At 59.2% G+C, this 17844-nt stretch carries 18 protein-coding genes; 13 read left to right on the top strand and 5 right to left on the bottom strand.

Annotated elements, in window-relative coordinates:
- On the bottom strand, positions 1–525 hold the full coding sequence (locus tag CKW16_RS17325) for an HAD family hydrolase (protein WP_033057989.1): 525 nt from the start codon (positions 523–525) through the stop codon (positions 1–3).
- The gene (locus tag CKW16_RS17320) at positions 525–1499 is read right to left on the bottom strand and encodes a KpsF/GutQ family sugar-phosphate isomerase (RefSeq protein WP_008150750.1); all 975 of its coding nucleotides are present in this window, start codon (positions 1497–1499) and stop codon (positions 525–527) included. Before CKW16_RS17320 ends, CKW16_RS17325 begins: the two co-directional genes overlap by 1 nt.
- Before the next feature lie 276 nt (positions 1500–1775).
- Between CKW16_RS17320 and CKW16_RS17315 the strand changes: the two genes are divergently transcribed.
- The 10 genes from CKW16_RS17315 (at position 1776) to hisC (ending at position 9729) form a co-directional block, all read left to right on the top strand.
- The gene (locus CKW16_RS17315) at positions 1776–2585 is read left to right on the top strand and encodes an ATP-binding cassette domain-containing protein (RefSeq protein WP_046045860.1); all 810 of its coding nucleotides are present in this window, start codon (positions 1776–1778) and stop codon (positions 2583–2585) included.
- Positions 2585–3382, top strand: coding sequence for a lipid asymmetry maintenance ABC transporter permease subunit MlaE (gene mlaE, locus CKW16_RS17310; RefSeq protein WP_008150745.1), 798 nt, complete (start codon positions 2585–2587; stop codon positions 3380–3382). Before CKW16_RS17315 ends, mlaE begins: the two co-directional genes overlap by 1 nt.
- The gene (mlaD, locus tag CKW16_RS17305; RefSeq protein ID WP_046045861.1) at positions 3382–3849 is read left to right on the top strand and encodes an outer membrane lipid asymmetry maintenance protein MlaD; all 468 of its coding nucleotides are present in this window, start codon (positions 3382–3384) and stop codon (positions 3847–3849) included. Before mlaE ends, mlaD begins: the two co-directional genes overlap by 1 nt.
- A gap of 11 nt (positions 3850–3860) precedes the next feature.
- The gene (locus CKW16_RS17300) at positions 3861–4517 is read left to right on the top strand and encodes a phospholipid-binding protein MlaC (RefSeq protein ID WP_095129443.1); all 657 of its coding nucleotides are present in this window, start codon (positions 3861–3863) and stop codon (positions 4515–4517) included.
- Entirely contained in the window at positions 4514–4819 is a 306-nt protein-coding gene (locus tag CKW16_RS17295; protein WP_095129442.1) for a lipid asymmetry maintenance protein MlaB, read from the top strand. The genes CKW16_RS17300 and CKW16_RS17295 overlap by 4 nt, the downstream gene beginning before the upstream one ends.
- A gap of 113 nt (positions 4820–4932) precedes the next feature.
- On the top strand, positions 4933–5172 hold the full coding sequence (locus CKW16_RS17290; protein ID WP_007912386.1) for a BolA family protein: 240 nt from the start codon (positions 4933–4935) through the stop codon (positions 5170–5172).
- Positions 5173–5194: 22 nt separating this feature from the next.
- Positions 5195–6460 (top strand): UDP-N-acetylglucosamine 1-carboxyvinyltransferase, encoded by a 1266-nt coding sequence (gene murA, locus CKW16_RS17285; protein ID WP_046052892.1) that lies wholly within the window; start codon positions 5195–5197, stop codon positions 6458–6460.
- Positions 6461–6588: 128 nt separating this feature from the next.
- A complete protein-coding gene (gene hisG, locus CKW16_RS17280; RefSeq protein WP_007901570.1) occupies positions 6589–7224 on the top strand; it encodes an ATP phosphoribosyltransferase in 636 nt (211 codons plus the stop codon).
- A gap of 124 nt (positions 7225–7348) precedes the next feature.
- Entirely contained in the window at positions 7349–8674 is a 1326-nt protein-coding gene (hisD, locus tag CKW16_RS17275; RefSeq protein ID WP_056742965.1) for a histidinol dehydrogenase, read from the top strand.
- Between the two features lie 2 nt (positions 8675–8676).
- Positions 8677–9729 carry a histidinol-phosphate transaminase gene (gene hisC / locus CKW16_RS17270; protein WP_095129441.1) on the top strand — a complete coding sequence of 351 codons (1053 nt, stop codon included), beginning with the start codon at positions 8677–8679 and terminating at the stop codon, positions 9727–9729.
- Positions 9730–9844: 115 nt separating this feature from the next.
- On the opposite strand, the gene CKW16_RS17265 is transcribed toward hisC, so the two are convergent.
- The 3 genes from CKW16_RS17265 to algW form a co-directional block, all read right to left on the bottom strand.
- Positions 9845–10564 carry a DUF4198 domain-containing protein gene (locus CKW16_RS17265; protein ID WP_095129440.1) on the bottom strand — a complete coding sequence of 240 codons (720 nt, stop codon included), beginning with the start codon at positions 10562–10564 and terminating at the stop codon, positions 9845–9847.
- A gap of 13 nt (positions 10565–10577) precedes the next feature.
- On the bottom strand, positions 10578–12683 hold the full coding sequence (locus tag CKW16_RS17260) for a TonB-dependent siderophore receptor (RefSeq protein WP_095129439.1): 2106 nt from the start codon (positions 12681–12683) through the stop codon (positions 10578–10580).
- A gap of 110 nt (positions 12684–12793) precedes the next feature.
- A complete protein-coding gene (gene algW / locus CKW16_RS17255) occupies positions 12794–13954 on the bottom strand; it encodes a Do family serine endopeptidase AlgW (protein WP_095129438.1) in 1161 nt (386 codons plus the stop codon).
- A gap of 102 nt (positions 13955–14056) precedes the next feature.
- On the opposite strand from algW, the gene CKW16_RS17250 reads away from it, so the two are divergent.
- The 3 genes from CKW16_RS17250 to cysN all read left to right on the top strand — a co-directional run bounded on the left by CKW16_RS17250 (position 14057) and on the right by cysN (position 17776).
- Positions 14057–14815 (top strand): Nif3-like dinuclear metal center hexameric protein, encoded by a 759-nt coding sequence (locus CKW16_RS17250; protein ID WP_095129437.1) that lies wholly within the window; start codon positions 14057–14059, stop codon positions 14813–14815.
- A gap of 135 nt (positions 14816–14950) precedes the next feature.
- A complete protein-coding gene (cysD, locus tag CKW16_RS17245) occupies positions 14951–15868 on the top strand; it encodes a sulfate adenylyltransferase subunit CysD (RefSeq protein WP_008008639.1) in 918 nt (305 codons plus the stop codon).
- 9 nt (positions 15869–15877) lie between these two features.
- Positions 15878–17776, top strand: coding sequence for a sulfate adenylyltransferase subunit CysN (cysN, locus tag CKW16_RS17240; protein ID WP_095129436.1), 1899 nt, complete (start codon positions 15878–15880; stop codon positions 17774–17776).
- Positions 17777–17844: the final 68 nt, after the last annotated feature.

Genomic DNA, 17844 nt, shown 5'->3' with positions numbered 1-17844 from the left:
TCACAGGTACGCGGCGTTAGCCGCATCGAGGCGGCCCTGGGCGCGCAGGATCAATTCGCAGAATTCGCGGGCGGCACCCTCGCCACCGCGGGCCTGGGTGATGCCGTGGGCGTGTTCACGGACGAAACTGGCAGCGTTTGCCACCGCCATGCCCAGGCCGACGCGGCGAATCACCGGCAGGTCCGGCAGGTCGTCGCCGAGATAGGCGACTTGCTCATAGCTTAGGTTGAGTTGGGCAAGAAGCTCGTCGAGCACCACCAGTTTGTCTTCGCGCCCCTGGTACACGTGTGGAATACCGAGGTTCTTCGCTCGTCGTTCGACCACCGGGGTCTTGCGGCCGCTGATGATAGCGGTCTGCACGCCGGCTGCCATCAACATCTTGATGCCTTGGCCGTCGAGGGTGTTGAACGTCTTGAATTCGCTGCCGTCTTCGAGGAAGTACAGGCGTCCGTCGGTCAGTACGCCATCGACGTCAAAAACCGCCAGTTTGATGTTCTTGCCGCGTTGCAGCAGGTCGGTGCTCATTACATTACTCCTGCACGCAGCAGGTCGGACAGGTTGAAGGCGCCGATCGGACGGTCCTCCTTGTCCACCACTACCAGTGCGTTGATTCGATGGTCTTCCATGATTTTCAGGGCTTCGGCTGCCAGCATATCGGCCCGGGCGGTCTTGCCGTGGACGGTCATGACCTCGTCGATGGTCGTATGGTGGATGTCGATGGTCCGGTCAAGGGTGCGGCGCAAGTCGCCGTCGGTGAAGATCCCGGCCAGTTTGCCGTCGGCCTCCACTATAGCGGTCATGCCCAGACCCTTGCGGGTCATTTCCATCAAGGCGTCCTTGAGTAGCGTGCCACGTTGCACCTGGGGCAGTTCTGCGCCGGCGTGCATGACGGTTTCCACTTTCAGCAGCAGGCGTCGGCCAAGCGCGCCGCCGGGGTGGGAAAAGGCGAAATCTTCAGCGGTAAAACCGCGGGCTTCCAGCAGCGCAACGGCCAGGGCGTCGCCCATGACCAGCGCGGCAGTGGTCGACGAGGTCGGTGCCAGGTTGAGCGGACAGGCTTCGTGCTCGACGTGCACGTTAAGGTTGACCTCGGCAGCCTTCGCCAGCGGTGAATCAGGGTTGCCGGTCATGCTGATCAATTGAATGCCCAGGCGTTTGATCAGCGGCAGCAGGGTGACGATTTCATTGGTGGAGCCGGAGTTCGACAGCGCCAGGATGATGTCGTCGCGGGTGATCATGCCCATGTCGCCGTGGCTGGCTTCGGCCGGGTGCACGAAAAAAGCCGTGGTGCCGGTGCTGGCCAGGGTGGCGGCGATCTTGTTGCCGATGTGCCCCGATTTGCCCATGCCGACCACGACCACGCGCCCTTTGCTGGCCAGAATCATCTCGCAAGCGCGTACGAAATCTGCGTCGATACGGGGCAACAAGCCTTGTACGGCTTCCAGTTCGAGGCGGATGGTGCGTTGTGCTGATTGAATCAGGTCGCTGGATTGGCTCATGTCAGAAATCGTATAGCCTGATGAAAAGGCGGCGATTATAACGGTAATGATCGAAACCCTCACGCAAGTTCGTCGCGCTTTGTCATTCCCTGTTACCGAATACCCCTAAATAGAAGCTTTTACCCTGTCATGTTACTGAACATGGCCCGGCTTGGGCCTTGGGCGCTAGGCCTTTGCAGTGATATAGTTCGCCGCCAGTTCGGCCTGCCCGGGAGGTATGTACTTTCGCCAGAAAGTCAGGCGTCCGAGTGAGAGGCTGCATCGCAAGGAGTTTAGATGAGTGCCGATAAAGCCTACGCGGTCGAGCTGAAGGGACTGACCTTCAAGCGCGGAACGCGCAGCATTTTCAATAACGTCGATATACGTATCCCGCGCGGCAAGGTCACCGGCATCATGGGGCCTTCCGGGTGTGGCAAGACTACGCTGTTGCGGTTGATGGGCGCACAGTTGCGGCCCACCAAAGGCGAAGTCTGGGTCAATGGACAGAACCTGCCGAAACTGTCGCGCAGTGATCTGTTCGATGCGCGAAAGCACATGGGCGTGCTGTTTCAGAGTGGTGCACTGTTCACCGATCTCGATGTGTTCGAGAACGTCGCCTTTCCGCTACGCGTTCATACCGAACTGCCGGAAGAAATGATCCGGGACATTGTCCTGCTCAAATTGCAGGCAGTGGGCTTGCGTGGCGCCATCGACCTGATGCCTGACGAGTTGTCCGGCGGCATGAAACGTCGTGTCGCTCTGGCCCGGGCGATTGCCCTCGATCCGCAAATCCTCATGTATGACGAGCCCTTTGTCGGCCAGGACCCCATCGCCATGGGTGTGCTGGTGCGCCTGATCCGCCTGCTCAACGATGCGCTGGGCATCACCAGTATCGTGGTCTCCCACGACCTGGCCGAGACCGCGAGCATCGCCGATTACATCTATGTCGTCGGCGAAGGCCAGGTGTTGGGGCAGGGCACTCCCGAGGAACTGATGAACTCGCAGGAACCACGCATCCGTCAATTCATGACAGGCGAGCCTGACGGTCCGGTCGCCTATCACTTTCCAGCGACGGATTACCGCGCAGATCTTCTGGGGAAGCGTTGATGCGCAAGATTTCACTGATAGAACGGGTTCGCCGGTTCGGCCACTCTGGCATTGACGTGCTGGGGGTGTTCGGTCGTTCGGCAATATTCCTGTTTCATGCCTTGCTTGGCCGTGGCGGCATTGGTGGCGGTTTTGGCTTGCTGATCAAGCAGCTGCATTCGGTGGGCGTAATGTCCCTGGTGATCATCGTGGTCTCCGGGGTATTCATCGGCATGGTGCTGGCGCTGCAAGGTTTCAATATTCTATCCAGCTATGGTTCGGAGCAGGCGGTCGGCCAGATGGTTGCGCTAACGCTGTTGCGCGAACTGGGGCCCGTGGTCACGGCATTGCTGTTCGCCGGGCGCGCCGGTTCGGCATTGACTGCCGAAATCGGCAACATGAAGTCCACCGAGCAGTTGTCCAGTCTGGAAATGATTGGTGTCGACCCGCTCAAGTACATCATTGCCCCGCGCCTGTGGGCCGGCTTCATTTCCCTGCCGGTGCTGGCGATGATTTTCAGCGTGGTGGGCATCTGGGGTGGTTCGTGGGTGGCTGTCGACTGGCTGGGTGTCTATGAAGGTTCCTACTGGTCCAACATGCAGAACAGCGTGACCTTTGCAGACGATGTGCTCAACGGCATCATCAAAAGCATTGTTTTCGCTTTTGTCGTGACCTGGATCGCCGTATTCCAAGGCTATGACTGCGAGCCCACTTCCGAGGGGATCAGTCGTGCCACTACCAAGACCGTGGTGTATGCCTCTTTGGCTGTACTCGGCCTGGACTTTATTCTGACCGCCTTGATGTTTGGAGATTTCTGATGCAAAACCGCACCCTGGAAATCGGTGTCGGCCTTTTCTTGCTGGCTGGCATCCTGGCTTTGCTGTTGCTGGCGTTGCGGGTGAGTGGCCTGTCCCCGAGCGCAACCACCGACACTTATAAACTTTATGCGTATTTCGACAATATCGCCGGTTTGACTGTCAGAGCTAAAGTGACCATGGCCGGTGTGACCATCGGCAAGGTCACGGCGATCGATCTGGATCGCGACAGTTTCACCGGTCGAGTGACCATGCAGCTGGAAAAACGCGTAGATAACCTGCCGACTGACTCCACTGCATCTATCCTGACCGCTGGCCTGTTGGGCGAGAAGTACATCGGTCTCAGCGTGGGCGGCGAAGAAGGCTTGCTCAAGGATGGTGGAACCATCCACGACACGCAGTCGTCGCTGGTACTCGAAGACCTGATCGGTAAATTTCTGCTCAATACCGTTAGTAAAGACGCCAAATGAGGAGCTTTTGAATGATCTCTAACTTGCGACGTGGCCTGTTGGTATTACTCGCGGCCCTGCCGTTGATGGCTAACGCCGTGGCAGCGCCCTCAGCGCACGATATCGTGCAAGACACCACCAATCGGTTACTTGCCGATCTGTCGGCCAATAAAGAGAAGTACAAGCAAGACCCGCAAGACTTTTATACGGCGCTGAACACCATCGTCGGACCTGTTGTGGATGCCGAGGGCATTTCCAAGAGCATCATGACGGTCAAATACTCGCGCAAAGCCACACCTGCGCAAATGAAGACCTTTGAAGAAAACTTCAAAAAAGGTCTGTTCCAGTTCTATGGCAACGCTTTGCTCGAGTACAACAATCAGGGGATCGTCGTCGACCCTGCCAAGGATGAGTCGGGAGACCGTACAAGCGTCGCCATGACGGTCAAGGGCAGCAACGGCGCGATCTATCCTGTGTCTTACACACTCGAAAAGATCAATGGCGAGTGGAAACTGCGCAACGTGATCATCAACGGCATTAACATCGGCAAGCTGTTCCGTGATCAGTTCGCTGATGCGATGCAGCGCAATGGCAACGATCTGGACAAGACCATCAATGGTTGGGCCGGGGAAGTCGCCAAAGCCAAGGAAGCCAGTCAGAAGCAAACCCCCGAGACGCAAGCTCAATGAGTGTTTCGGCCATTCGCATGAGCGAATCCGGCGAGCTGACGCTTAGTGGCATGCTGGATTACCGCACGGGCCCCGGTTTGCGCAAGCAGGGGCAGGCGCTGATCAACTCCAGCAAGGCCGCTGCACTGGTGGTCGATTGCTCGGCAGTGTTGAAGTCCAGCAGTGTCGGCTTGTCGCTGCTGCTGTGCTTCATGCGCGATGCAGAGGCGGCCGGCAAGGCGCTGAGCATCCGCGGGATGCCAGAAGACATGCGCGAAATCGCTCAGGTCAGCGAAATGACCGAGCTGTTGGCGCATCCCTAACCGCATCTATGAAGAAGCCCCCCGTCAGAGTCCTGCTTCGCGGGGTTCGCAGGCGCGGGGCTTTTTTGTATGATGTCCGACCCGCGCGCACAGGGCGCCGATTGAGGTTGAGCATGCAGGCCGTAGAAGTGAAGAGCTTCCTTGAAGGAAAGCTGCCCGGAACCCTAGTAGAAGTCGAGGGCGAAGGCTGCAACTTTCAGCTGAACGTGATTAGCGATGAACTGGCGGCGTTGAGCCCGGTGAAGCGTCAGCAGCAGATCTATGCCCATTTGAACCCATGGATCACCGATGGCAGCATCCATGCGGTCACTATGAAATTTTTCAGCAGCGCGGCCTGGGCCGAGCGCACCTGAGCCCAAGGGCGTCGAGATTCTTATGGATAAATTGATAATTACCGGTGGCGTTCGTCTTGATGGCGAAATCCGCATCTCCGGGGCAAAGAACTCTGCCCTGCCGATCCTGGCTGCAACCTTGCTGTGTGATGGCCCGGTGACCGTGGCCAATCTGCCGCACCTGCACGACATCACCACCATGATCGAGCTGTTCGGTCGTATGGGCATCGAGCCAGTGATCGACGAGAAACTCAGCGTCGAAATCGACCCGCGCACCATCAAGACCCTGATCGCTCCGTACGAACTGGTGAAAACCATGCGTGCGTCGATCCTGGTGCTGGGCCCGATGGTTGCCCGTTTCGGTGAGGCTGAAGTCGCACTGCCTGGCGGTTGCGCCATCGGTTCGCGTCCGGTTGATCTGCACATCCGTGGCCTTGAAGCCATGGGCGCGGTCATTGACGTCGAAGGCGGCTACATCAAGGCCAAGGCGCCTGAAGGTGGCCTGCGCGGTGCGCACTTCTTCTTCGACACCGTCAGTGTGACCGGTACCGAAAACATCATGATGGCGGCCGCTCTGGCCAAGGGTCGCAGCGTTCTGGCAAACGCCGCTCGCGAACCTGAAGTCATCGACCTGGCGAACTTCCTGATCGCCATGGGTGCCAAGATCACTGGCGCCGGCACCGACACCATCACCATCGATGGCGTTGAGCGTCTGCACCCGACCACTTACAAAGTGATGCCTGACCGTATCGAAACCGGCACCTACCTGGTCGCTGCTGCCGTGACCGGCGGTCGTGTGAAGGTCAAGGACACCGATCCGACCATCCTCGAAGCCGTTCTTGAGAAACTCAAGGAATCGGGTGCCGAAATCACCTGCGGTGAAGACTGGATCGAGCTGAACATGCACGGCAAGCGGCCAAAAGCCGTTAACGTGCGCACCGCTCCGTACCCGGCGTTCCCGACCGACATGCAAGCGCAGTTCATCTCGCTCAACGCCATTGCCGAAGGCACCGGTGCCGTGATCGAGACGATCTTCGAAAACCGCTTCATGCACGTTTACGAACTGCACCGCATGGGCGCTCACATCCAGGTCGAAGGCAACACTGCCATCGTTACCGGCATCGAAAAACTCAAGGGCGCGCCAGTCATGGCCACCGACCTGCGTGCTTCGGCCAGCCTGGTGATCTCGGCGTTGATCGCTGAAGGTGACACCTTGATCGACCGCATCTACCACATCGACCGTGGTTACGAGTGCATCGAAGAGAAACTGCAGATGCTCGGCGCGAAGATCCGCCGCGTACCGGGCTAGTTTCTGCTGCATGGGCGCAGGGACGCGCCCGTTGATTTCGTTTCAAGTCGAGCCGGTTACCGGCTCGATGTGTGTCCGGCGCCATTTGCGACCGGGCATGAGTACCTTGATAAGGACTGACGTTTCCCATGTTGACCATCGCACTGTCCAAGGGCCGCATCCTTGACGACACCCTGCCGCTTCTGGCTGAAGCGGGCATCGTGCCGACCGAGAATCCGGACAAGAGCCGCAAGCTGATCATCCCCACGACTCAGGCCGATGTACGTCTGCTGATCGTGCGCGCCACCGATGTGCCGACTTACGTCGAGCATGGTGCCGCTGACCTGGGCGTCGCCGGTAAAGATGTGCTGATGGAATATGGCGGCCAGGGTTTGTACGAGCCATTGGACCTGCGAATTGCCCTCTGCAAGCTGATGACCGCTGGCCGTGTCGGCGATGTCGAGCCCAAGGGCCGCCTGCGTGTGGCGACCAAGTTCGTCAACGTCGCCAAGCGCTACTACGCCGAGCAGGGCCGTCAGGTCGACATCATCAAGCTCTATGGCTCGATGGAACTGGCGCCGCTGATCGGTCTGGCAGACAAGATCATCGACGTGGTCGACACCGGCAACACCCTGCGCGCCAATGGTCTGGAACCCCAGGATTTCATTGCCGACATCAGCTCCCGGCTGATCGTGAACAAAGCTTCAATGAAAATGCAGCACGCCCGTATCCAGGCGTTGATCGACACCCTGCGCAAGGCAGTGGAGTCTCGACACCGCGGCTGATTCACCTGCGCGACGTTAAGTCGCGCCCGTCTATCCGCCTCATAGCCAGAATTCTCAGGTGCCCAAGCGGATCGATGGTAGCTTCGGGTACCTGAGTTTTTGCCATTCCTATGAGGCTCTCGCTATGACCGCACCGACTGCAATTCGCCGACTCAACGCTGCTGACCCGGATTTCGCACATCATCTGGATCATCTGCTGAGCTGGGAAAGTGTGTCTGACGACTCGGTCAATCAGCGGGTGCTGGACATCATCAAGGCCGTGCGCGAGCGTGGCGATGCGGCGCTGGTGGAATTCACCCAGAAGTTCGACGGCCTGCAGGTTGCGTCCATGGCGGACCTGATCCTGCCTCGTGAGCGCCTGGAACTGGCCCTGACCCGAATCACCGTTCCTCAGCGTGAAGCGCTGGAAAAAGCTGCGTCCCGAGTACGCAGCTACCACGAGAAACAGAAGCAGGATTCCTGGAGCTACACCGAAGCCGACGGCACCGTGCTGGGCCAGAAGGTCACGCCGCTGGATCGCGCCGGTCTGTACGTACCGGGTGGCAAGGCGTCGTACCCGTCCTCGGTGCTGATGAATGCGATTCCGGCCAAGGTGGCCGGCGTGACCGAAGTGGTCATGGTGGTGCCGACACCTCGTGGTGAAATCAACGAGCTGGTGTTGGCCGCAGCGTGCATCGCCGGCGTCGACCGCGTGTTCACCATCGGCGGCGCTCAAGCGGTCGCCGCACTGGCCTATGGCACCGAAAGCGTGCCGAAGGTCGACAAGGTGGTCGGTCCGGGCAACATCTATGTCGCCACCGCCAAGCGCCACGTGTTCGGCCAGGTCGGCATCGACATGATCGCCGGCCCATCCGAAATCCTCGTGGTCTGCGACGGCCAGACTGATCCGGACTGGATCGCCATGGACCTGTTCTCCCAGGCCGAGCACGACGAAGACGCCCAGGCGATTCTGGTCAGCCCGGACGCCGAGTTCCTCGACAAGGTCGCCGCCAGCATCGCCAAACTGCTGCCGACCATGGAACGAGCCGAGATCATCGAAACGTCGATCAATGGCCGTGGTGCGCTGATCAAGGTCCGCGACATGGACCAAGCCATCGAAGTGGCCAACCGCATTGCGCCGGAACACCTTGAGTTGTCCGTTGCTGATCCGCAGGCCTGGCTGCCGAAGATTCGCCACGCTGGCGCGATCTTCATGGGCCGTCACACCTCCGAAGCCTTGGGCGACTACTGCGCCGGTCCGAACCACGTGTTGCCAACCTCCGGCACCGCACGCTTCTCCTCGCCGCTGGGTGTGTACGACTTCCAGAAGCGTTCGTCGATCATCTTCTGCTCCGAGCAGGGTGCGTCGGAACTGGGCAAAACCGCTTCCGTGCTGGCCCGTGGCGAGTCGCTGACCGCTCACGCCCGCAGCGCCGAATATCGCATCGTTGACGACAAGAAGGGCAACTGAGCATGAGTAAATTCTGGAGTCCCTTCGTCAAGAATCTGGTGCCTTACGTACCGGGCGAGCAGCCGAAACTGGCGAAACTGGTGAAGCTCAACACCAACGAAAACCCATACGGTCCCTCGCCAAAAGCCTTGGCGGCGATGCAGACCGAACTGAATGACAATTTACGTCTGTACCCGGACCCCAACAGCGATCTGCTGAAGAACGCCGTGGCCTCGTATTACGGCGTGCAAAGCAACCAAGTGTTCCTCGGCAACGGTTCCGATGAAGTCCTGGCGCACATCTTTCACGGTTTGCTGCAACATGATAATCCGGTCCTGTTCCCGGACATCAGCTACAGCTTCTACCCGGTTTACTGCGGTTTGTACGGCATTGCCTTCGACGCGGTGCCGCTGGACGAGCAGTTCCAGATCAACCCGGCGGACTACGCCAAGCCGAACGGCGGGATCATCTTCCCTAACCCGAACGCACCGACGGGCTGCCTGTTGGCGCTGGATGCCGTGGAGCAAATCCTCAAGGCCAGCCCGGATTCGGTGGTCGTGGTGGATGAGGCTTACATCGACTTCGGCGGCGAGACGGCGATCAGCCTGGTGGACCGTTATCCGAACCTGCTGGTGACTCAGACCTTGTCCAAGTCCCGTTCACTGGCTGGCCTGCGGGTGGGTCTGGCGGTGGGGCATCCGGATTTGATCGAGGCGCTGGAGCGGATCAAGAACAGCTTCAACTCCTATCCGCTGGATCGTCTGGCGAATGTCGGTGCAGCCGCAGCGTTCGAAGATCGTGAGTACTTCGACAAGACCTGCCGGTTGGTCATCGAGAATCGTGAATGGGTCGTTACGCAATTGGAAGCGAAGGGCTTTGAAGTGTTGCCGTCGGCGGCGAACTTCATCTTCGCCCGTCATCCGAAACACGATGCGGCAGGGCTGGCGGCGAAGTTGCGTGAGCAAGGCGTGATCGTTCGGCACTTCAAGCAGGAACGGATTGCCCAATTCCTGCGGATCTCGATTGGCACGCCGGAGCAGAATCAGGCGCTGATCGACGGCCTCGGCGACCTCTGATCCAACACTGAACCTGTGGGAGCGAGCCTGCTCGCGATAGCGGTCTGACATTCAACATAGATGCTGAATGTTACGGCCAATCGCGAGCAGGCTCACTCCCACAAGGTTTTGTGGGTTACTCGTGATGTGGTTCGCCCAGGAAGGTCAGCGACGTGAACAGCCCGCGTGTCGCCACATCCGGGTTGTCCTTCAGCGGAATCTCCATCTGCGCCGCAATCACATTCAATCCTTCATTACGCACCAATACTTGCGCCCGACCCTCTGCATCTGTCTCGGTGCTTAACGTATTCGGCGCGCTGCGATAGTCGCCCATCAGCTTCACACCCGCCGCCGGCTTACCGTCCAATAGCACTCGAATCGGCAACGATTTGCCCGGCCCAACGGTGAGCGGATCAACCTCCGGCAGAATCAGCAATTTCATCTGATCGAGCTTCGGCAGTTTCGCCCCCGGCTGGTATATCGCCAGGCTGTACTTGAAGGTCTGGGTCGACTCAATGGCCCCCGGTACTTTGCTGCGTCCTTCGTTGATCCATTTTTTATCCGCGGTCTGTGACCACATGCCGTTGTTCAGCGCCACGGCCATCACCGCCGGCGGTTTCAACGGCTGCAGGCGGGCGTGGTCGGCCAGCCGTTGCACATTCACCGGGATCATTTTGCCGCCGACGTCATAAGCCCATGCGCCACTGATCTTCTGCGCCTTGAAGGCGTTGTCTTCGGCGCCGTGGCCGTAGATGACTTCGATGTTGCCGCGACGCTCTTCGGTCCAGAGACCGTGGGCCGAAACTTGGCTGGCACACAGCAGACTGAGTAGAGCCAGGGATTTCAGGTGTTGCATGGTGGACGTCCTTTTACAGGTTGAGTGTCAGGCTGACGGTGAAATTGCGCGGCTCGCCGGGGTTGACCCAGTAGTTGCTGTAGGAGCGCTCGAAGTATTTCTCGTCGAAAAGGTTGTTCAGGTTCAGGCCTACGGTGACGTTTTCGCTGGCCTTGTAATGGGCCAGCAGGTCGACGGTGTGGTAGGCCGGCAGTTCGAAATCGCTGCCGGCTTCACCCGAGCGATCGCCGACATAGGTGAACGCTGCACCAAGGTCAGAACCACGCAAATGGCCATCCTGAAATTCATAAACACCCAACACACTGCCGCTGCGTTTGGCCACGCCGAGAATTCGGCTGCCGGTGGGAATGACCTTGTCGCCTTGGGTGACTTCGGCGTCGATGTAAGCGAAAGCGCCGATCACTCGCACGGCGTCGGTCACTTGCCCAGTGACTTGCAGGTCGACACCCTGGCTGCGGGCCTTGCCCATGGCGCGGCTGGAATCGGTGCTCGGATCGAGCGCCAGGACGTTTTTCTTTTCGATATGGAAGGCGGCGAGGGTGGTGCTCAAGCGGTCGTCGAACAGCTCGCTCTTGATCCCGACTTCATAACCGACACCTTCTTCCGGATCGAAGGATTTGCCGGCGGCGTCCAGCCCGTTGTTCGGCTTGAACGAGGTGGAGGCGTTGGCGAATAACCCCACTTCGGGCGTCAGTTGGTAGAGCAGGCCAGCTCGCTGGGTCAGGGCATCGTGGCGCTGGCGGCTGGTCGCGTTGCGGCTGTGATCGTCGATGCTTTGTTCAAAGTGTTCGAAGCGCGCACCGATCATGCCGCGCAGTTTGTCGGTGAAAACGATCTGGTCTTGAAGGTTCAGTGCCTGGCTTTCGACGTGCTCGAAGAAGTCGGTCCCGGAGCGTGCGCCATTGGGTTTCGGCTGGCCGTAAATCGGCCGATAGATATCGATGGCATACGGGCCGCCGGCAATGGTCGTGACCCGTTCGTTCTTGCGGAAATTCTCGTATTCGCTGCCGATCAGCAGTTCGTGTTGCCAACTGCCGATGTCGAACAAACCGCGCAGTTCGAGTTGGGTGATGCTGTCATGCCAGTTGGTATCGCGCTCGCGATAGCGACGGTTGACGGTATGGCCATCGGCGTTCAATGGACGATTTTCGGACGCGAAGCCCCAGAGTTTGCCTTCCTTGTAATGACTGGCGAGGCGCAGTTTCCAGCGGTCGTTGAGCTGATGTTCGAGGGCGGCTTGCAGCAGATTGTTGTGGTTGTCGATGTTGCCGTCGTTGGGTTCGCCAAGGAAGGTCGAACGGGAGACGCCGCTCCATTTATTGTTCGGCGCGACGATACCTCGATCGAATGTCGAGCTGTGGCGAACGAATTCGCTCTCCACCAACAGGAGGGTGTCCGGGTTCAGTTGCCAGCTGAAGGAAGGCGCAACGAACACACGCTGGCTGTCGACATGATCGCGGAAGCTGTGGTTGTCCTCGACGGCCAGGTTCACCCGGGACAGAACGTTGCCGTCATCATCCAGCGGCGTGTTGACGTCCACGGCGGTACGATAGCGATCCCAGCTGCCGGCGCTGGTTTGCAGTGTGGTGAAGGCTTCGGGCTGGGGTTTCTTGGTAACGATGTTCACCGTTCCGCCCGGATCGCCACGACCATAGAGGCTGGCGGCCGGTCCTTTGAGCACTTCGATGCGTTCGATGTTGGCCACGTCCGGCGTGCTTGGATAGCCACGGTTGGCGCTGAAACCGTCCTTGTAGAACTCCGAAGTGGTGAAGCCGCGCACGCTGTATTCGTAAAGCGTCAGGCCGCCGAAGTTGTTCTGCTTCGACACGCCACCGGCAAAATCCAGCGCGCGTTCGACGCTGGTGCTGCCCAGATCCTTGAGCACACTGACGGGAATCACACTGATCGATTGCGGGATATCGCGAATGGCCGTGTCGGTCTTGGTTGCGCTGGAAGAGCGCGTGGCGCGGTAACCCTTGACCGGGCCGGTGGGGGATTCGTACTCGGAGGTGACGCTGATGGCGTCCAGTTCAACGGTTTGCGATTCTTCGGCGAAGACCGGATCCCCCAGCAAACCGAGGGCCAGGCCTGCGAGGGAAGCCATTGTTCGAGACGACATGTTATGTTGTTCCAATAGTGATATTGAAACAATATAACATGACCAATGAGAATGTCTGCTGTTAACGGCTTCGGAGTTATGGAGCGGCTGAGGGCGCAGCTCCTACCGGCTTACTCTCCTTCTTTTTCCTTGATCGGCGCGGGTGGCGGACGCAGACCGATTTCTGCCGTGAGCTTGAGTTCTTTACCGTTGCGCATCACCTGAATGGTGACCTTGTCGGTCGGTTTGATCCGCGCGACCTGGTTCATCGAACGACGACCATCGCCGGCCGGTTCGCCGTCGATGCTGAGGATCACGTCACCCAGTTGCAGGCCGGCCTTCTGCGCCGGACCGTCACGGAAAATCCCCGCGACCACAATGCCCGGGCGTCCCGACAGACCAAACGATTCCGCCAGTTCCTGGCTCAACGGTTGCACTTCGATACCGAGCCAGCCGCGAATCACCTGGCCGTGTTCGATAATCGACTTCATCACTTCCATGGCCAGTTTCACCGGGATTGCGAAACCGATGCCCTGCGAACCGCCGGACTTGGAGAAGATCGCCGTGTTAATGCCGGTCAGGTTGCCGTTGGCATCCACCAGCGCACCGCCGGAGTTGCCGGGGTTGATCGCAGCGTCGGTCTGAATGAAGTCTTCGTAGTTGTTCAAGCCCAGCTGATTGCGCCCGGTGGCGCTGATGATGCCCATGGTCACGGTCTGGCCGACACCGAACGGGTTGCCGATGGCCAGAGCTACGTCGCCGATGCGGATGTTGTCGGAACGCCCGACAGTGATCGATGGAAGATTCTTCAAGTCGATCTTCAGGACCGCGAGGTCGGTTTCCGGGTCGCTACCGATCACTCGGGCCAGGGTTTCACGACCGTCCTTGAGCGCCACCACGATCTGGTCGGCACCGCTGGTCACATGGTTGTTGGTCAGCAGGTAACCTTCCGGGCTCATGATCACGCCTGAACCGAGGCTCGACTCCATGCGCTTCTGCTTGGGCGAGTTGTCGCCGAAGAAGCGGCGGAACTGCGGATCTTCGAACAGCGGATGGCTGGGTTTATTGACCACTTTGGTGGTGTACAGGTTGACCACCGACGGCGCGGCCGTGGTCACCGCGTCGGCATAGGACACCGGGCCCTGCTGCAGACCGAGGGTTTGCGGGGCTTGTTGCAGATTGACGTCCAGGTTCGGTAGCCCGACCCATTCCGGGTAACGCTGCATAATCAATAGAGCGATAAGCACGCCGGCCAACAGCGGCCAGCCAGAAAAACGCAGCGCCTTGAGCATTAAGCACGTCCTGAGAGGTTGCAGGCGGTATGAGACCGCCCATAATGTCGCGCATTATACGAGGCGAAGCGTGCCTCTGAACGGGATATTTAGGAGTCTTTTATGGCCGTCGCCCTGAGCACCCTGGTCGAAGAAGCCGACCGTTACCTTAACAGTGCCAAGATTGCCGATTACTGCCCCAACGGGTTGCAGGTCGAAGGCCGGCCACAGGTCATGCGCATCGTCAGTGGCGTCACCGCCAGCCAGGCGTTGCTCGACGCCGCTGTGGAAGCCAGCGCCGATCTGGTACTGGTGCATCACGGCTATTTCTGGAAAGGCGAGAATCCGTGCATCACCGGCATGAAGCAGCGTCGGTTGAAAACCCTGCTCAAGCACGATATCAGCCTGTTGTCCTACCATCTGCCGCTGGATCTGCACCCCGAAGTCGGCAATAACGTGCAGCTGGCACGTCAGCTCGATATCACCGTGGAGGGCCCGTTGGACCCGGACAATCTCAAAGTTGTCGGCCTGGTTGGTTCATTGAACGAGCCAGTGACGCCCCGCGATTTTGCCCGTCGCGTACAAGAAGTCATGGGGCGCGAGCCGTTACTGATTGAAGGCAGCGAGATGATCCGGCGCGTTGGCTGGTGCACCGGTGGCGGTCAGGGTTACATCGATCAGGCCGTATTGGCTGGCGTCGACTTGTACCTCAGCGGTGAGGCGTCCGAGCAGACCTTCCACAGCGCCCGGGAAAACAACATCAGCTTCATCGCCGCCGGCCATCACGCCACCGAACGCTATGGCGTGCAGGCACTCGGGGATTATCTGGCGCGGCGTTTTGCCCTTGAACACATCTTCATTGATTGCCCGAACCCCATCTGACTGCCCAAACGCGGGGGTATATTCATATACCCTTTCGATCTAGTCGGCGTCCTGATTAGAAGAGGTCGCTGTGCTAGGATTCCCCGCTCGAACACGGCCCGCTGGCCGTCCATAAGATCGTTTTCGTGAGTAGCCATGGTCGACAAACTGACGCATCTGAAACAGCTGGAGGCCGAAAGCATCCACATCATCCGCGAGGTCGCCGCCGAGTTCGATAACCCGGTGATGCTGTACTCCGTCGGTAAAGACTCCGCCGTGATGCTGCACCTTGCGCGCAAGGCATTCTTCCCGGGCAAACTGCCGTTCCCGGTGATGCACGTCGACACCCAGTGGAAGTTCAAGGAAATGTACGCGTTCCGCGACCGCATGGTCGAAGAACTCGGCCTTGACCTGCTGGTGCACGTGAATCCCGAGGGTGTTGCGCAGGGTATTAACCCGCTCACCCACGGCAGCGCCAAGCACACCGATATCATGAAAACCGAAGGCCTCAAGCAGGCCCTCGACAAGTACGGTTTCGATGCCGCTTTTGGTGGTGCCCGTCGTGACGAAGAGAAGTCCCGTGCCAAAGAGCGCGTGTATTCCTTCCGCGATACCAAGCACCGCTGGGACCCGAAAAACCAGCGTCCCGAGTTGTGGAACGTCTACAACGGCAAGGTTAACAAGGGCGAATCGATCCGTGTTTTCCCATTGTCGAACTGGACCGAACTGGACATCTGGCAGTACATCTACCTCGAAGGCATTCCGATTGTGCCGCTGTATTTCGCCGCCGAGCGCGACGTTATCGAGATGAATGGCACCTGGATCATGATCGACGACGAACGCCTGCTCAATCACCTGAGCGATGAAGACAAGGCGCGCATCGTCAAGAAGAAGGTCCGTTTCCGCACACTGGGTGACTACCCGTTGACCGGTGCGGTCGAGTCCGAGGCTACCAGCCTGACCGACATCATTCAGGAAATGCTCCTGACGCGAACTTCCGAACGCCAGGGCCGGGTCATCGATCACGATGGCGCAGGCTCGATGGAAGAAAAGAAACGTCAGGGTTATTTCTAAGGGGTTGTCATGTCGCACGCATCTGATTTGATCAGCGAGGACATCCTCGCCTATCTGGGCCAGCACGAACGCAAGGAAATGCTGCGCTTTCTTACCTGTGGCAACGTCGACGACGGCAAGAGCACCCTGATCGGGCGCCTGCTGCACGACTCCAAAATGATCTACGAAGATCACCTGGAAGCCATTACCCGCGACTCGAAAAAAGTCGGCACCACCGGCGATGACATTGACCTGGCATTGCTGGTCGACGGCCTGCAGGCCGAGCGTGAGCAGGGCATCACCATCGATGTCGCTTACCGCTACTTCTCTACCGCCAAGCGCAAATTCATCATCGCCGACACACCTGGCCATGAGCAGTACACCCGCAACATGGCCACCGGTGCATCCACCTGTGACCTGGCGATCATCCTGGTCGATGCCCGTTACGGCGTGCAGACCCAGACCCGTCGCCACAGCTTCATCGCCTCGTTGCTGGGCATCAAACACATCGTTGTCGCCATCAACAAGATGGACCTCAACGGCTTCGACGAAACAGTCTTCGAGTCGATCAAGGCCGATTACCTGAAGTTCGCCGAAGGCATCGCGTTCAAGCCGACCACCATGGCCTTCGTGCCGATGTCGGCGCTGAAAGGCGACAACGTGGTGAACAAGTCCGAGCGCTCGCCGTGGTACACCGGCCAGTCGCTGATGGAAATTCTTGAAACCGTCGAGATCGCCAGCGACCGCAACTACACCGACTTGCGTTTCCCGGTGCAGTACGTCAACCGTCCGAACCTGAACTTCCGTGGTTTCGCCGGTACGCTGGCCAGCGGTGTCGTGCACAAGGGCGACGAAGTCGTAGTGCTGCCATCGGGCAAGAGCAGCCGCGTGAAATCCATCGTCACCTTCGAAGGTGAGCTGGAGCACGCCGGTCCTGGTCAGGCGGTGACGCTGACCATGGAAGACGAGATCGACATCTCTCGCGGCGACTTGCTGGTGCACGCCGACAACCAGCCGCAAGTGACTGACGCGTTCGACGCCATGCTGGTGTGGATGGCCGAAGAACCGATGCTGCCGGGCAAGAAATACGACATCAAGCGCGCGACCACCTACGTGCCGGGTTCGATCACCAGCATCGTCAACCGCGTTGACGTGAACACCCTGGAAGAAGGTCCGGCCAGTTCGTTGCACTTGAACGAAATCGGTCGGGTCAAGATCAGTCTCGACGCGGCCATCGCGCTGGACGGTTACGCGAGTAACCGCACCACCGGTTCGTTCATCGTCATCGATCGTTTGACCAATGGCACCGTGGCGGCCGGCATGATCATCGCCCAGCCGTTGAGCCATGGCACCAGCACGCATCACGGCAAACTGGCGCACGTCGCCACCGAAGAACGCGCTCAGCGCTTTGGCCAGCAACCGGCCACCGTGTTGTTCAGCGGCTTGTCGGGCGCCGGCAAAAGCACCCTGGCTTACGCGGTTGAACGCAAGCTGTTCGACATGGGCCGCGCGGTGTTTGTACTCGATGGCCAGAACCTGCGTCACGACCTGAACAAAGGTCTGCCACAGGATCGCGCCGGGCGTACCGAGAACTGGCGTCGTGCGGCGCACGTTGCGCGTCAGTTCAACGAGGCGGGTCTGCTGACACTGGCAGCCTTCGTTGCGCCGAGTGCCGAAGGTCGTGAGCAAGCCAGGGAGCTGATCGGCAAGGAGCGTCTGCTGACGGTCTACGTCCAGGCATCTCCGACGGTCTGTGCCGAGCGTGACCCACAAGGCCTGTACGCGGCGGCCGGGGATAACATCCCGGGCGACTCCTTCCCGTACGATGTGCCGCTGGACGCCGACCTCGTGGTCGATACCCAGTCGCTGTCGCTGGAAGAAAGCGTCAAGCAAGTGCTGGAACTGCTGCGCAAGCGTGGCGCGATCTAAGCGTTAGCCGTTAATAAAAAACCCGCCGATGAGTGATCATCGGCGGGTTTTTTTGTGTCTGGTGTTTT

Source organism: Pseudomonas sp. Irchel s3h14 (assembly GCF_900187425.1).
Classification (GTDB): Bacteria; Pseudomonadota; Gammaproteobacteria; order Pseudomonadales; family Pseudomonadaceae; genus Aquipseudomonas.
Note: the sequence above shows the minus strand (reverse complement) of the source record. Positions and strands in the feature narration are given on the sequence as shown.

What these genes read in the sequence shown, in the direction of transcription:
- CKW16_RS17325 (WP_033057989.1), bottom strand. Translation starts at nt 525, where the DNA reads ATGAGCACCGACCTGCTGCAACGCGGCAAGAACATCAAACTGGCGGTT.
- CKW16_RS17320 (WP_008150750.1), bottom strand. Translation starts at nt 1,499, where the DNA reads ATGAGCCAATCCAGCGACCTGATTCAATCAGCACAACGCACCATCCGC.
- CKW16_RS17315 (WP_046045860.1), top strand. Translation starts at nt 1,776, where the DNA reads ATGAGTGCCGATAAAGCCTACGCGGTCGAGCTGAAGGGACTGACCTTC.
- mlaE (WP_008150745.1), top strand. Translation starts at nt 2,585, where the DNA reads ATGCGCAAGATTTCACTGATAGAACGGGTTCGCCGGTTCGGCCACTCT.
- mlaD (WP_046045861.1), top strand. Translation starts at nt 3,382, where the DNA reads ATGCAAAACCGCACCCTGGAAATCGGTGTCGGCCTTTTCTTGCTGGCT.
- CKW16_RS17300 (WP_095129443.1), top strand. Translation starts at nt 3,861, where the DNA reads ATGATCTCTAACTTGCGACGTGGCCTGTTGGTATTACTCGCGGCCCTG.
- CKW16_RS17295 (WP_095129442.1), top strand. Translation starts at nt 4,514, where the DNA reads ATGAGTGTTTCGGCCATTCGCATGAGCGAATCCGGCGAGCTGACGCTT.
- CKW16_RS17290 (WP_007912386.1), top strand. Translation starts at nt 4,933, where the DNA reads ATGCAGGCCGTAGAAGTGAAGAGCTTCCTTGAAGGAAAGCTGCCCGGA.
- murA (WP_046052892.1), top strand. Translation starts at nt 5,195, where the DNA reads ATGGATAAATTGATAATTACCGGTGGCGTTCGTCTTGATGGCGAAATC.
- hisG (WP_007901570.1), top strand. Translation starts at nt 6,589, where the DNA reads ATGTTGACCATCGCACTGTCCAAGGGCCGCATCCTTGACGACACCCTG.
- hisD (WP_056742965.1), top strand. Translation starts at nt 7,349, where the DNA reads ATGACCGCACCGACTGCAATTCGCCGACTCAACGCTGCTGACCCGGAT.
- hisC (WP_095129441.1), top strand. Translation starts at nt 8,677, where the DNA reads ATGAGTAAATTCTGGAGTCCCTTCGTCAAGAATCTGGTGCCTTACGTA.
- CKW16_RS17265 (WP_095129440.1), bottom strand. Translation starts at nt 10,564, where the DNA reads ATGCAACACCTGAAATCCCTGGCTCTACTCAGTCTGCTGTGTGCCAGC.
- CKW16_RS17260 (WP_095129439.1), bottom strand. Translation starts at nt 12,683, where the DNA reads ATGTCGTCTCGAACAATGGCTTCCCTCGCAGGCCTGGCCCTCGGTTTG.
- algW (WP_095129438.1), bottom strand. Translation starts at nt 13,954, where the DNA reads ATGCTCAAGGCGCTGCGTTTTTCTGGCTGGCCGCTGTTGGCCGGCGTG.
- CKW16_RS17250 (WP_095129437.1), top strand. Translation starts at nt 14,057, where the DNA reads ATGGCCGTCGCCCTGAGCACCCTGGTCGAAGAAGCCGACCGTTACCTT.
- cysD (WP_008008639.1), top strand. Translation starts at nt 14,951, where the DNA reads ATGGTCGACAAACTGACGCATCTGAAACAGCTGGAGGCCGAAAGCATC.
- cysN (WP_095129436.1), top strand. Translation starts at nt 15,878, where the DNA reads ATGTCGCACGCATCTGATTTGATCAGCGAGGACATCCTCGCCTATCTG.